The sequence below is a fragment of the Suttonella ornithocola genome (assembly GCF_001889065.1).
GTDB lineage: Bacteria > Pseudomonadota > Gammaproteobacteria > Cardiobacteriales > Cardiobacteriaceae > Suttonella_A > Suttonella_A ornithocola.
Genome location: NZ_LWHB01000152.1, coordinates 1 through 14414 on the forward strand (window position 1 = coordinate 1; position 14414 = coordinate 14414).

General features: G+C 40.7%; 17 protein-coding genes and 1 pseudogene. 8 read left to right on the forward strand and 10 right to left on the reverse strand.

The annotated features are described in order from the left end of the window. A partial coding sequence (locus tag A5N85_RS17785) for a helix-turn-helix domain-containing protein (protein ID WP_143143261.1) occupies window positions 1-121 on the reverse strand: 121 nt, incomplete at its 3' end. Window positions 122-215: 94 nt separating this feature from the next. Next, window positions 216-2165 (reverse strand): TonB-dependent receptor domain-containing protein, encoded by a 1950-nt coding sequence (locus tag A5N85_RS11020; protein ID WP_072577269.1) that lies wholly within the window; start codon window positions 2163-2165, stop codon window positions 216-218. Between the two features lie 184 nt (window positions 2166-2349). On the opposite strand from A5N85_RS11020, the gene A5N85_RS11025 reads away from it, so the two are divergent. From A5N85_RS11025 to tolA, 7 genes are read left to right on the forward strand one after another with little or no spacing between them, the layout of a single operon-like run. Beyond that, window positions 2350-3246, forward strand: a complete 897-nt coding sequence (locus A5N85_RS11025; protein WP_072577270.1) for a siderophore ABC transporter substrate-binding protein — start codon at window positions 2350-2352, stop codon at window positions 3244-3246. Between the two features lie 11 nt (window positions 3247-3257). Beyond that, a complete protein-coding gene (locus tag A5N85_RS11030) occupies window positions 3258-4202 on the forward strand; it encodes an ABC transporter permease (RefSeq protein WP_072577271.1) in 945 nt (314 codons plus the stop codon). Continuing rightward, a complete protein-coding gene (locus A5N85_RS11035; RefSeq protein ID WP_072577272.1) occupies window positions 4199-5161 on the forward strand; it encodes an iron chelate uptake ABC transporter family permease subunit in 963 nt (320 codons plus the stop codon). The genes A5N85_RS11030 and A5N85_RS11035 overlap by 4 nt, the downstream gene beginning before the upstream one ends. Beyond that, complete coding sequence (locus A5N85_RS11040; RefSeq protein ID WP_072577273.1) at window positions 5158-5913, forward strand: iron ABC transporter ATP-binding protein; 756 nt, start codon at window positions 5158-5160, stop codon at window positions 5911-5913. Before A5N85_RS11035 ends, A5N85_RS11040 begins: the two co-directional genes overlap by 4 nt. A gap of 9 nt (window positions 5914-5922) precedes the next feature. Beyond that, complete coding sequence (exbB, locus tag A5N85_RS11045) at window positions 5923-6387, forward strand: TonB-system energizer ExbB (protein ID WP_072577274.1); 465 nt, start codon at window positions 5923-5925, stop codon at window positions 6385-6387. Between the two features lie 3 nt (window positions 6388-6390). After that, window positions 6391-6771: a TonB system transport protein ExbD gene (gene exbD, locus A5N85_RS11050; protein WP_072577275.1), complete on the forward strand. Its 381-nt coding sequence runs from the start codon at window positions 6391-6393 to the stop codon at window positions 6769-6771. 8 nt (window positions 6772-6779) lie between these two features. Then, window positions 6780-7715: a cell envelope integrity protein TolA gene (gene tolA / locus A5N85_RS11055; protein WP_072577276.1), complete on the forward strand. Its 936-nt coding sequence runs from the start codon at window positions 6780-6782 to the stop codon at window positions 7713-7715. Between the two features lie 37 nt (window positions 7716-7752). Here the strand turns inward: tolA and A5N85_RS11060 are convergent, their stop codons facing one another. The 7 genes from A5N85_RS11060 to A5N85_RS11090 form a co-directional block, all read right to left on the reverse strand. Continuing rightward, complete coding sequence (locus A5N85_RS11060) at window positions 7753-8853, reverse strand: NnrS family protein (RefSeq protein WP_072577277.1); 1101 nt, start codon at window positions 8851-8853, stop codon at window positions 7753-7755. Continuing rightward, window positions 8850-9542, reverse strand: coding sequence for an ABC transporter ATP-binding protein (locus A5N85_RS11065; RefSeq protein ID WP_072577278.1), 693 nt, complete (start codon window positions 9540-9542; stop codon window positions 8850-8852). Before A5N85_RS11065 ends, A5N85_RS11060 begins: the two co-directional genes overlap by 4 nt. Then, on the reverse strand, window positions 9539-10345 hold the full coding sequence (locus A5N85_RS11070) for an ABC transporter permease (protein ID WP_072577279.1): 807 nt from the start codon (window positions 10343-10345) through the stop codon (window positions 9539-9541). The genes A5N85_RS11065 and A5N85_RS11070 overlap by 4 nt, the downstream gene beginning before the upstream one ends. Then, complete coding sequence (locus tag A5N85_RS11075) at window positions 10336-10620, reverse strand: cupin domain-containing protein (protein ID WP_072577280.1); 285 nt, start codon at window positions 10618-10620, stop codon at window positions 10336-10338. Before A5N85_RS11075 ends, A5N85_RS11070 begins: the two co-directional genes overlap by 10 nt. A 33-nt stretch (window positions 10621-10653) precedes the next feature. Further along, window positions 10654-11016 carry a cupin domain-containing protein gene (locus tag A5N85_RS11080; RefSeq protein ID WP_072577281.1) on the reverse strand — a complete coding sequence of 121 codons (363 nt, stop codon included), beginning with the start codon at window positions 11014-11016 and terminating at the stop codon, window positions 10654-10656. A gap of 10 nt (window positions 11017-11026) precedes the next feature. Then, window positions 11027-11989 (reverse strand): ABC transporter substrate-binding protein, encoded by a 963-nt coding sequence (locus tag A5N85_RS11085; RefSeq protein WP_072577282.1) that lies wholly within the window; start codon window positions 11987-11989, stop codon window positions 11027-11029. 725 nt (window positions 11990-12714) lie between these two features. Beyond that, a complete protein-coding gene (locus A5N85_RS11090) occupies window positions 12715-13557 on the reverse strand; it encodes a helix-turn-helix transcriptional regulator (RefSeq protein WP_072577283.1) in 843 nt (280 codons plus the stop codon). A 93-nt stretch (window positions 13558-13650) separates the two neighbouring features. On the opposite strand from A5N85_RS11090, the pseudogene A5N85_RS11095 reads away from it, so the two are divergent. Continuing rightward, window positions 13651-14211: pseudogene (locus A5N85_RS11095) on the forward strand (TonB-dependent receptor plug domain-containing protein); the annotation flags it as partial. A gap of 22 nt (window positions 14212-14233) precedes the next feature. Here A5N85_RS11095 and A5N85_RS17345 read toward each other — a convergent pair. Continuing rightward, window positions 14234-14414 (reverse strand): transposase (locus A5N85_RS17345; RefSeq protein WP_211268183.1); only part of this gene is annotated, 181 nt, incomplete at its 5' end.

Below are 14414 nucleotides of genomic sequence, written 5' to 3' on the forward strand. Positions count from 1 at the left end.
TTTTAATCCAGCTATRGACGGTGAATTTGCTGATCTTGTAGCGCTTTGCAACAGCGCGCCAAGTTTCTCCATTAGCAATATCGTTAAGAATTTTTTGTCGGAATTGGCTGCAGTAGGTCATAGGATATGCTCAGTTTGTTTTTGATAATTCTACTATAAGTCGTTCTTTATATCTGCTTTGGATAGATTGGATTATAAATGATTTGACTATAATATTAGAAGGCGTATTTAAAGCCTAAACGATAATTTCTCCCTAAGGCTCTATCATTGCCATAAGAACCTAGATATGAACTATGCTCAACGTAGTTTTTGTTAAACAAATTATAAACACCGGCATTAAGTTCTAATCCTTTTAAGTAACCACGGCTAGGCTGATAACTCAAACTAAAATCATGCACGTTGTAACCTTCTTTATGAAAATGGCTTATGTTTCCACGAGAAGCGCCGCTAGTATTAAATCCTTTAACCCAGCGACTATGCCAATTTATTTTCGTATCTATTGAGGGGAAAGCATAGCCCAAATTTACATCAATCGTATCTCCAATATCGCCATGGCGATAGGCGGGTAAACCATTGGCATTGACTTTAGAACGCGCATGCGAATAGCTTAAGCGACTATCAAAATTCTCTATTTGATACGCAGCTTTAAGTTCTACGCCTTTTACTTTAGCTTTTCCTAAGTCTTCATATTGCTTTCCATTGAGGGAAACAAAATGACTAAAATCTGTGTAAAAAACCGTTGCGCCTAGTTTAAGCGTATCATTACCCGCTAGTTGATTTTGTTGATATTCTATCCCTCCCTGATAGTTCCAACCTTCTGTCGCCTTTAAATCTTTTTGGTAACCATATCTTGGCTGAGTATAGATTTCTTGCATAGGAGGCGCTTGGTAAATTTGGGTGCCACTAATAAAAACACCAAGATTATCATTAATGTTCCAGCGGCCTGCTAATGCCCCCGAGAGGTGGTTAAAACTTTTATTTAAACCAATATATTGCGTTTGATAGCGGTCAAATCTTAATGCGGGAGTTAGGATAAATTGTTGCTGATTAAAGCCAACGGCATCTTCTGCATAAATGGTGTATTGACGAATGCTTTCTTGCGTGTCAGCTTTATTTTTTTGTGGTTTTTTAGCAGTCGTCTTACGAATTTCACCACCTATGCTAATCGTTTGATCAAAGCCATTATTTGCTAGATAACTGCGATTTTCAAATCGAAAACCGTTGGTTGTTACCGTGGTATCTGAGCGTTTTTCGCTGCTTCCATCAAGCTTTTGCATTGGATTTAGTCCAGTTTGGGTGTGGTAAAAATTTGCGTCTAAATTGAGATAAGGATTATCTGCAGGGTTTAGGCGATAAGCCAAAGTAGCAGTATCACGAGAAGTTTCATATTTCGCCATTTCACCACCATCAGCATAACCGAAATTGGCTCTAAAATTGGTTAAAGCATTATTGTAATAGCGCTCATAGCTTGCACTTAGACTTTGCTCAGGGCTAATATCCCATGTTGCTTTCAATAGAGCATTCTTTTGTTCACTACCAACGCCTATTTTTTGTCCATCTCCTGATTTACCAGACTGCCCTTTTAAATAATGCGCATAAGCCAATAAATCAAGTTGTTCGGCAATGCGGCCATAAAGTGCCACTGAATAGTCATTTTGATTTTTGTTGGTCGTGAATTGATATTTCGCAAATCCACCAAATGATTTTCCAGATTCAAGTAAATCTTTCGCTTCAACGGTCTCAAATCGAACACTGCCTGCTTGTGAATCAACTTCTCGGATACTATTACTACCTGCATTTACGGTAACTTGCTTTAATAAGCTAGAGTCGATGTTATAGTTGCCACTATGGTGAAAAAGCCATCCCTCTTGTCTTGCCCCGTCTATACTCACATTAAGCACATCATCGGGTGCACCATGAACGGTAATAATGCTATTGATTGCCGCAGAACCGCCTACATTCACACCCGGATTATCATTTAACACATCCGCTATATTATCTGCTTGCTTAGATTCGATTTCTGTTCTTGAGGTTACGGTAACAGCAGGGTTAAGTGAAGACTTCTCGCTACCAACCGTTATTTCTGATAAGACCATTGGGGATTGAGCAGCAGCTACTGCGCTTGAGATAGCAATGGTTAAAGGGGCTAAACATAGTGAACGCATATTTTCTCCAAAATTAAATAAAGATAAGAATTATTATTCTTTAAATTAGCATTATCAATAAATATTTAAAAATATTTTTATAGAAATCTGTTTATAAAAATTTTTTTATTTTGATAAAAAAAATTTGGTTGATGATTAGAATGAGAGAAACTATCATTACGCTTTTCATTATTAAGGAAGCAATATGCGTTTAGCTCTAACGATTGCACTCTCTACTTTATTATCTGTTCATGCCTTTGCGGCTTCTTTAGATACGGCTCGCGGAAAAGTAGAAATAACAGAAGCCCCTAAAACCGTTGCTGTCTATGATATTGGTGTTTTAGATACGTTAGATGCTTTGGGCATTCAAGCTGCGGGAATACCTGAAAACGTCAAACCACAATTTTTAGCAGAAAAGCAACAAGGCAAAACCATTGGAACACTGTTTGAACCAAATTTAGAAGCGCTTGCCAGTATCCAACCAGAGATAATTATGATTGCCGCTCGTAGCGCCAAGCAATATGACAGTGTGAGTCGAATTGCTAAAACTGTTGATTTAACCCTAGAAAACAAAAATCTTTATCAAGAAACATTAAATCGCTTAACCCAATTGGGCACGATTTTTCATCAAGAAGAGCAAGCCAAGCAATGGGTAGAAAAGCTCAATCAATTAAAAACCGAGGCTTCAGAGGCAGCGAAAGGTCAAGGAAAAGTATTAGCGGTATTAGTCAATGGTCCCAAACTCTCACTTTATGGCGCGGACTCTCGCTTAGGTTGGATTCAATCGACTTTAGGGCTTCAGCTTATTGATAAAGAAAAAGTAGGCAATGCGCACGGCAACCCAATTTCTTTTGAATTTATTGCGCAAAGCAATCCTGACTGGATTTTTGTTATCGATAGAAGTGCTGCGATTGGTGGGGATTTAGAAGCGGCGCAAAGTGTGTTCAATACGCCACTTGTGCAAAATACCAAAGCCGGCAAGAGCGGACGTATCCTTTATCTTTCTCCTGCTGAAATCTATATTGATATTGGCGGTCCGCAAGCACTTGAAAAAACACTCATCGATATTCGCGATGCTTTACGCGCCCACCCTGCTAATTAAATAGCTGCTTCATGGTTGAGAAAACTCCTTTCTCGTTTAAAACGCTTAGTGCACTGATTGGACTTATCATTCTTATAATGATAAGTCTGCAAATAGGCGTTTTAGGCACTGCCAATATCAACGATAGTGTTTTCACCATTAGCCGTTTACCGCGCACGATTGCCGTTTTACTCACAGGCGCTGGACTGGCGGTTGCTGGTATGGTGATACAACTGATTGTGCATAACCGTTTTGTTGAACCCAATACCACAGGCACAGGCGAAGGCGCTGCGATTGGTCTATTGCTCACTGTTTTGCTGTTTCCAGCCGCACCGCTTATCGTCCGAATGGGATTTGCTGCATTATGTGCCATGCTAAGTTTGCTCATTTTTCTTACACTGGCAAAACGCTTACCCCCAACAGACCCGCTATTACTGCCTTTAGTTGGAATGATTTATGCGGGAATATTGCAATCTATCATGGCATTTATTGGCTATGAAACAGATTTACTACAATGGTTAAGCGTTTGGCTAAATGGCGATTTTTCCGCTGTATTGAAAGGACGATACGAATTTTTATGGGGATGTGCCATTGTACTAGTGATTTTATATTGGTTGGCGGATAGACTGACCATTGTGGGCATGGGTGAATCCTCTAGTCAATCGCTAGGCTTAAACTATCGCCAACTGGTTTTTTGCGCCATTCTGTTAATTGCGCTAATTAGCGCATTTATCACCGCCACAGTGGGAAATATAGCCTTTCTTGGCTTAGTCGTTCCCAATCTTATCCGACGAATATGTGGCGATAATTTGCGCCACGCCCTACCATGGATAGCATGGACAGGAGCAAGTTTACTGCTCATTTGCGACATCCTTGCGCGAATCGTTTCTTTCCCGTATGAAATTCCCGTTAGCCTTATCTTTGGCATTTTTGGCGGTAGTCTTTTCCTCTATTTACTGATGCGACCAAGTCGATGAAAAGCGCTACTAAACTATCCTATCGCCTACTATTGACGCTTGTGTTATCACTGATTATCACAGGCATCTATCTCTTTTATCCAAGTGCGAATGGCTATAATCGTTTTATTCTTACCTTACGCACCGAGCAAATCCTTACTTTATTGACCTTAGCCGTTAGCGGTGGACTCTCAACACTCATTTTTCAAACCCTTACCCATAATCGTCTGCTCACCCCAGAAATCATGGGATTAGACCGAATTTATCTTATCTTACAAATCGCGCTCATTGCGCTATTCGGTAGCCAAACCTTCTCACAAATCAATCCTACCTTTAAATTTTTCATAACCACCTTAATCACCATATTCACTGCTACCCTTTTTTATCGGATACTATTAAATAAGCTCTCTGGCGACCTTTTTCGTCTACTCCTGATTGGCGTTATCTTTAGTTTGCTGTGCCGTAGCTTAACGGAATTCATTGCGCGCTTACTTGACCCCACAGAATTTGCGGTATACCAAAGCGTATCCTTTGCTCAAATCAATAGCGCTAATCGAACATTACTCGGCATCTCGCTCTGTCTTATTATCATCATTAGCCTCCTCCTTTGGACAATGCGCTATCGCCTAGATATTCTAGCTTTAGGAAGAGAGACCGCGATTAGTCTTGGACTGGCTTATCAAAAGCACCTTACACTTTTCCTCATCGCCACCAGTATACTCGTTGCCATTAGCACGGCACTTGTCGGACCTATCTTATTCTTTGGCTTGCTCGCAACCGCGCTGACTTATCGCCTATTTCCCACCCACTATCACAGCATCCTACTCCCTGCTGTTAGTCTTGTGAGCTACCTCATCCTTATTGGCGGACAGCTTGCCTTTGAACGCCTCTTTCATTTGAGCGGCACATTAAGCATTGCCGTTGAAAGCCTAGGCGGCATTACCTTTCTTATCCTTATTACCCGTCGTGCGCAATCATGATAGAAATAGAAAACTTGAGCTACCAAATCAACCAACACACTATCCTAAAGCCGACCACCCTCAGCTTACCGAGTCGACAACTCATTGCCTTAATTGGTCCTAATGGTGCTGGCAAATCCACCCTACTCAACCATATTGCGCGTCTTATCCCTATCCAAAGCGGTCGTATCCTTATTGACGGGAAAGACATCAACACTACCCCATCCCGTGAACTCGCTAAACAACTCACTCTCTTTCAACAACATACACAGCTATTAAGTCGCCTACGTATAGAAGAACTTTTGCTTATCGCTCGATACCCCTATCATCAAGGGCGCCCCAACCAACACGACCGACATATCTGTGAAAAAAACCTTCAGACCTTTGCACTAACCGACATCCGCAAGCGCTTTCTCGACACGCTAAGTGGCGGACAACGCCAACGCGCACTTTGTGCAATGGCATTTGCGCAAGACACGCCAACTATCCTACTGGATGAACCGCTTAATAACCTTGACATGCGCTATGCAAGAGAACTCATGCAAATCTTACGCACCGCCGTTGACCAACATCAAAAAAGCATCTTATTGGTTTTACACGACATTAACTATGCCGCTCGCTATGCTGACTACATCGTCGCCATGGCAAATGGCGAAATCCGTCATCATGGCAAAACACAAGACATCCTTACCGCCTCAAATATCAGTGCGCTATATCAAACCCCTGTTACCCTCATTGAGGGACAGTCTCATCCCATGTGTAACTTTTATTAAGGACAAACCATGCATCATCCACAAACGCTACAAATCATCGATTTTCTTCGCCACTATCTTGACCACATCATTATTGGCATACTTGGACTGATGAGTCTTATTATGCTATGGAAAACGCTTGAGCGTACTTGGTTCTATGCTCGCATGAACCTTGCTGACTATGCAGACACCCATCAACTCGACATTGCCCTAGAACGCGGGCTAACCCCCATTTACACCATTGGTGCTAACGCGCCCTATGTTGGACTACTTGGCACCGTCATCGGTATCCTGATTACCTTTTACGATATTGGACAACAAGGCGGACAAATCGATATTGCCCAAATCATGGTTGGACTGGCACTAGCGCTCAAAGCCACCGCACTTGGCATCCTTGTTGCCATTCCCTCCGTCATTTTTTACAACCTCCTTACCCGTAAAGCCACCGTTCGCCGCCACCAATGGCAAAGTGCTTTCGCTCCACAGGCGGAGTAATCCATGAAAAAATTTGACCAAATCAACGTTATCCCCTTCATTGACATCATGCTTGTCTTACTAGCAATCGTATTACTCACCGCCAGTTTTGCGCACAATGGCAAAATTGACGTTACCTTACCATCCGCCGATAACGCCGATCCTGTAGAAACCGAAACTTTGCCCAAAGTCATCACCGTCAACGCAGACAGCCAATACTACCTAGACGACCAAGCGCTTACCCTAGAAGCCCTCGCTACCGCCATACAACACTGGGAAAAAAACCAACCCATTTTGCTAAAGCTAGATAAAAACACCCCCTTTGAAAACTTCGTTACCCTTACCGAACGCCTAAAAGCCTATCAACTCACTAACATCAGCGTTCTCACCACAACACCACAATAGTCACACCTATGAACCAAACACGCCGTGAACTTCTTGCTTTACTCATCGCCATTGCCATTCATGGCGGACTTGCCGCCGCTATTATTTACGCGCCTAAAAATCCCACAGAACCTCGCTCACCTACGCCCATACTCACGCCAGCGCAAATGACCGAACTACAATTCACCGATATTGACCCGATTGCCCAAGCCAAAGCTGCCGAACAAGCACGACTAGAAGCCGAACGCCAAGCGCAATTAGAGCAACAACGCCGTGAACAAGCACAACAAGAAGCCGATCGCCAAGCCAAGCTCGAACAAGAACAGCGCGAAAAAGCCCGTATAACGCAAGAAAAAGAAGCCCAACAAAAAGCTGCTGAACGCGCTAAAAAAATTGCAGAAGCAAAAAAACGCGCCGAAGAAAAGCGCATCGCTGAAGCCAAAGAAGCTCAACAACGAGAAAAAGAAAAGCGCCTCGCGCAACAGCGTGAGCAAAAACGTCGCGAAGCACAAGCCCAACGAGAACGCGCGCAAGCAGAAAAACATCGTCTTGCTGAACAACAAAAACAACAAGCCGCTCAGCTAGCCGCAGAAAGAGAAAGACAAGCCGCGCTTGCCCGACAACAAGCCCTAGCAGTCCAAGCACAAAAAAATGCGCAACAAACAGCACGCAATAATGGCAGTCAACAACAAGGCAAATCTGACCCTTTAATACGATACAAACGTGAGCTTAGCGCTTATATCCAACGCTACATCAAACATCGCCGTTTGCGTGGAAATGGCAGAGTAGAAATCGGATTTACCATTCTTGCCAACGGACAATTCAGCAACATTTACATCAGTAAAAGCAGCGGTAATCCTAGCGTTGACCAAAGTGCAAGAAATCTGGTTCAAAATGTCGCACGCTTTAATCCACCGCCAAACAGACAAACTCTATCTATCATTGTTCCCATTAAAACCGACTAAGCTTTTACCATAGCCAAATATTCATCAAATAATCAATTTATTTCTTTATCAGAAATATAGGCAAATAGACGCTTAAATAACATAAAAATGACAATGTAATTAAAACCGTCGGGAGGATAATTAAATTCAGCGTGCTTGGAAATATCACTACTCCGATGCTTCTACTCAGTGCTGCTATAAAAATTAAAACCAATCCCAAACGGGTGTACCAATGAAATTTTAATTTTAGATGACTATGGCGTAAACCTGCGATAGAAATAGTCAAATATATCATTGCCAGCATTCCGCCAATAGCAATAAGGTGTCGCGCTGCTTGTATATAAGCATTATGGCTTAATAAGCTCATACCTAAAAAAAGATAGCCCAAAGCAATCAGCAAAGTAATAACATAATGTGCACGAATATAATGGCAACGTAAGAAAATGATATTATGCCAATCATTTAATCTCGCTAAAAAAGCAAAACCTACCGCAAGTGCTAAATATGCCTGTATAGTAAGACCATAATAAAACTGAGAAATCACTAATAATATCATCGTGATAATCGTTAGATTTTTATAGATAGGATGAGGAATAAAGCGTCGCTCATCTTGTGCATCATCTAACGCTTGATTGCCAATAGCTCTTGCAATACGAAAATTAGCAATAGAAATACTAGCTATCATAATATCAACGATTTGCCATAAAACCGTGCCTGCTGGATAAGCAAAATAATAAGCATTTAACACTAGAATAATGAGCATTAACCAAAGAAAACTTTGATGTCGCCAGTTTTTCGCTCGCCACATCAACAAAGTACACAGAATTAACAAATATCCCCAATACACTATGGCAATGAATGCGGCTATTTGTGGAGTAATCAGTTGGGTAGCTAAAAGCAATAATAAAAAAACCAATAATGGCAGATGAATACGCCAATTTAGCTGTTGACCAGTCCATTCAGGTAGCGCCGTAAATAAAAATCCTGTAAATGCTGCTCCGCCAACGAGATTTATCATGCCAATGCTATGAAAATGTAGCGGTAAGTTAAAATTTACTGGAGATAGCCACAGTAACCACCATGGAAGTAAAGCAATAAAAACAGCCAAACATGTCAGCGGAAAATAAAGTTGAAAAGGTTGTCGTACGGATAAACTCATGTCTCATCAATTCCTTGTAAAGTAGGATGATGAATGTAGCTTTGGATAAAATCCTGTGTTCGTTCAGAATAAGAAATATTGATATCCAAAGTAGATACGATTCTAGCAGGTGTGCCATCTAAACGAATAATAGTGGTCGCCAACCGAAGCGCTTCTTCACGATCATGACTAACAAGAATAACCCCTAAACCTTCTTCTATTCTATGTTGGATATATGTCTGGAGACGTTGACGTAATTGGTAATCTAATGCTGAAAAAGGTTCATCCATCAATAAAACATCAGGCTGAATAATCAATGCTCGCGCCAGAGCAACTCTTTGTTGCATTCCACCAGAAAGTTCATGAGGATATTTACGTTGATCGTAAGACGTTAAATCCAATTGCGCTAGCTGCAAAATAGTCGCATCAGTGGCTACATTTGGTAAAACCGTCAGATTTTCTAATACCGTTCGCCAAGGAAGAAGACGAGGTTGCTGAAATAAATAACCTAGTTGATGGTAATTTCGCTGAATATCCCCATCCTCATACGGGATAAGCTCTGCAATTCCTTGTAATATCGTCGTTTTACCACACCCTGAATGCCCAGTTAAACAAACGCAGCTACCTGCTTGCAACTGAAAACTAATATTTGCAACGATAGGAATACTGCTACGAGAAAGAGAAATATCTTTAAGCGCTATTAAGCTCATCGTGCATCCATATCAGGAAGAATAAAGCGTTTAATAGGCTCAAGCACACCGTATTCAATAAACATAATGATACTAATAATTAGACAGACATAAGCCAATACCTCCACAGTATCTAGAAAAGTACGAGCATCGGCAATCTTGGCACCAATGCCCTGACTACCACCCAGTAACTCCGCCATCACTGTCAATTTTAAACCCGTGCCTGTTGCAACAATAATCGCTGGCATTAAAGACTGTGAAAGATGTGGTAACCAAATATGATGAATACGAGTCAGCCAAGGCAACTGATAAACTTTAGCCATTTCTAATAACGATTTAGGACGAGTGATAAGACTCATCATTGCTGCTGCAAATAACATAGGGGTAACCGCAATGGATACCGTAAATAAAGTTACAGGAACCCCTTGGGAAAACCAAAAAAGCGCTAAAATGACCCAAATAATAGGTGGTGTCCCTAGTAAGACTGTTATCCACGGTCGGAAAAATACTGCTACTGTACGAGACCATCCAGCAATAAAACCACTGCTAATCCCCACAATACAGGCAATAATAACCCCTAATAATCCGCTAAAGATTGTGATACCTAATGTTTCCCAACCACTATTGGTTGCTAGTATCTCAGCCATCCGATAAAAAACCACTTTAGGCTCTGGCAAGACAAGCGCACCTAAATATTCCGCCGCTAATTGCCACAATGCTAATAATACGCATAAACTGCTTGCCGCTGCCATCGCGCCCATTAAATAGTCAACGATGGCAGAAAACCGTGAGCGTTTAGCAAGAAAGCCTTGCTCTAGCAGCATGGATGTTTAATCAAAGCCACTTGAATTTGTGCATCTTCTAAAATTTCAGCGTCAATAAAATGTTGACCGTCAAATCGGATAATCTCTCCAGCTTCAACCATCGCAAATGGCTTATCGTCAAAATTAACAGCCACTTTTCCAGATATCACAGTAAAAATCACATCATGATGAGTATGATTATGTTTAGGGATGCTCTCTCCCTTTCTCATCATTTTTTTTACGATAATATAATTATCTCCCTGATAAATTTTTCCTGCTTGAGCTGTTTTTTCCATTACTCACCCGTCAATTATTTATTTTCAAAAGAACTATTTCTGTTCATCTTCTACTAACGTGACTACAACCATCGTTGGTTCTTCAAATTTGCCCGTAATATAATTTTCTCCATTAAAAGTGAGTACCTCTCCAGCCGTTAAAGTATGTTCTTCCCTATTTTTTCCATCATCATTATCTAAAGTAAATACTGCTTTGCCATTGATAACCGTTAATACCACTTGACTATTCGGGTGATGATGACGTTTCATTCCCTTATCTGGCGAAAATGTTTTTCGGACAATCGTTATAGAAGGATTTTGATAAATTTTTCCTTCCCCTTCTAGCTGTTCACCAAGAGAAGCATAAGTTGAAGCACTCAATAATAACGCTGCTAAAAATACAGTCATTTTTTTCATAAAATTTTCCTTACGCGAATAAATCAGAAGTAGGCTTTTTACCACCCGTAATTTTTGGATTAAGCGAATAAATTTCTTCTAAAAATTGTAGAATTTCTTCACTAATGGTTTTTGCTTTAATGGCACAAAGTGCAGAATGTGCAAAAGATTGTTGCCATGCCGGTATCGGAATAGGCAAATACTGTACACCAATTTCTGCCGCTTGCTGAGGATCTTCTCGTATCCACTGCACAGCATTTTCTAAATCACTATCTAAAGCAGCCAGAAAATCAGCATATTGTGTCGCTACAGAATCCGTTATCATCAGCCCCGCTTGCATAATGCCATTTTGCGAATCAAAACATTGATTCCACCAATTCGCTAAAGATAATCCACGAAAAACATCAATTTTTTCTTTTTTGGCTTTTAATAAAGCGGCAGTCGCTACTGGTTCTGGTAACAAAGCCGTAGAAAAATCTTTTTTCAAAAATAGCGCGACGGCTTCTGGTGGCACAGAAGTATAAGTAATATCCGGCAGTTTTATGCCCGAACGTTTTGCCAAAATTTGCAATACCAAATCAGGCATATCACCTTTAAATGGCATGACAATCTTTTGTTGTTCTAGCTGTTCTGGAGACAGGACAGGCGCATTTTTACTCAAAAATGACAATAGCCCTTGCGTCATAATATTATGTAAAAATACTTTCTGTCCTTGATTGCGCAAATTTGCTGCTACATAACTAGGCACAATACTGATACCAATACTACCATTTAATAAACCTGCACGAAGTTGGTCAGGATTCCGCCATATCTTAACGTTAAAAGGAATTATTTCTTTTGCTTTTCCTTGCATAGCAGCAATAGCTAACAAAATCGTTGGTGAAACCGGTGGACCCCATAGCGTTAGCGAAAATTGCTGTGAATAACTAGGAAAAATTGATGTTGCGCCTAAAATTGCAGCGGTTTGTAGAAAGTTTCGGCGAGAAAAAGCCATATCTATCTCCTTCTATGGATAAATAGAATAATAACACTTCTCATTTATATTGCGCTTGATTTTTATCAAGTGCAATCAGATAAAATACAAAACCTAAATTATCTTTAAACCATCATAAAAACTGCTTTTTAGTTGATGTACTTTTCAGTATCAGACAGATAAGCACTAATAGACAATCGATACCTTTGCAAAATTCCGTTTACACTAATTTTTGCTACTAGTAGAAAAATTAACACCATGATTTTAATATTTTTTCAAAATTTGAAAAATTGAAATTTCTCTATTTTTAGGGGTTTTGTAAAGATCTCAATCCACGGAAATCCCTAATATTTTTTTGATAAAAACCACTCCTACGCTACACTTTTTCAGTGGATAATGAATATGCACCAAGCTACTCGCCACCACCTCACAGAGGAGGGATATCGCCAAATTAGCTCAAAAACTGAATACTCTATAAGAGCTTTTAACAATAAATAGCCTTCTGTTTTTAGCTGATTGCACTACACTTTATTGCAAATAATGCCTAAAGTATTTTAAGCTTGAATACGTTCTTATTATTTTGAATATAGCAGGGTTCCTAAAAAATGCATACCGTACTTGGTGATAGGACACCGTTTTCAAAGTGGATATTGAGTTAACGTTGTATGCTTTTTTTGGGAAGTTGGCTATAACAGGAATAATTTTGCCTACATTTAGAAATATTCAGTGATATAAACCGTTATTCATCATCCTAAAAGCTGATTGAGATACTCACTTGGCGTCGCCCCAAAATAGCGATGAAAAGCGTGAGAAAAGCCAGAAACCGTTTGATATCCACAAGCATAACTGGCTTCGGTAATACTTTTTTGCTCAGCAAGCAAGCGCGCGGCTAAATACATTCGCTTATCAAGCAACCACTGCGTGGCTGAAATGCCGAAATACTGTTGCAATTTTCGATTAAGCGTTCGTTCGCTCATATACAAAGCGTTCGCCAATGCACCCACACTTGCCACTCCTTGGGTAAAAGCCTGCTCTAATCGCTTAGAAAAAAGCGCAACTTCTGGCACAATTGGCAACTCTGCTTTCGGCGCTGCGTATGCCAAACATTCTTGCCATAAGCTATCTAGCAATGCCATGAGCGCTACTTCTTGTTGCCAAACGTGTTCTATTTCGCTGGTTTGTAGAGAAATTTTATGTAATTTCTCTAAAATACTTTGACTTGGTTGCCAAGCATGGACAGGTTTCGTCGTTGTTGGCAAGGCTAACCAGTTTTCTAATCCGGTAAACGTATATTTTTCTAGCGTTCCAATGCCAATTTCACGCACAAATAGCGTCGGATACGGGAGATAAATAAAAATGACGGTTGGATTTTTCTGAAAATGATACTGTTGTCGCCCGATAGAAAACCGCAGTTCACCACGCAATAACACAATAAAAGCACTATAAGGCTGCACCCAACATAAATGTTTTCGCGCTTTTTGACTCTGCAAAACGCCTCCATGCGCACGAATTCGGCTAGGAAAAACACGAGAACGATAATGATTACTCACAATATCCGACGGTAAAATGACAGATTGGGTAAAAGGCATAACTTGTCCGATTAGCGATAAAAACTGTCCGAAACACTGCTTATCTTAACATTAAAATGAGATTGTTTCTCATTATTACATCAAAGGAAAATTATGCGTCACACACTTCTTACCCTCGCCATTCTTAGCGCCACTTCTGCTCATGCTCAAAATGCTATTCGTTTAGATGCGATTACCGTTGAAGGCAATAAACTCTTTAACGTTACCCCCACCGAGCAAACCCATGAATATACCGCACAAGCTGCCACTGTCGGCACCAAAATCCCTGCTACTTTGCGCGATATTCCGCAATCCGTCAGCATCATTACTACTCAAAACATCACCGATAGAAACGTGCAAACTTTTGACCAACTGGCTCGCCAAACCACAGGTCTAAGAGTGCTTTCTAATGATGACGGACGCTCTTCCGTTTATGCGCGTGGTTATGAATACGATGAATACAGCATCGACGGACTACCGGCGCAAATGGAATCCATTAACGGAAACCTCCCCAATCTTTCAGCATTTGACCGAGTAGAAGTCATGCGCGGTCCCTATGGACTATTTAACAGCACCACGGAAATGGGTGGCGTAGTTAATTTTGTGCGTAAACGTCCCACCGAAACCACACAAGCAGAAATCACTGGTGGACTGAGCTATCCTAAAGGTTATCAATTATAGTGCAATCATCTAAAACTCAACCCAATCCAAAGCAGATAAAAGAATAAAGTATCAATACAATCCATCCGCCATTCTTTGCTATTTGCTTAATCCAAGCCCACATCTTTTCAATGGGATTTAAGTCTGGACTATAAGGGGGTAACCAAACTATCTCATGCCCATGCTCTTCAATGATTGCTTGAATATCACTGCGTTTA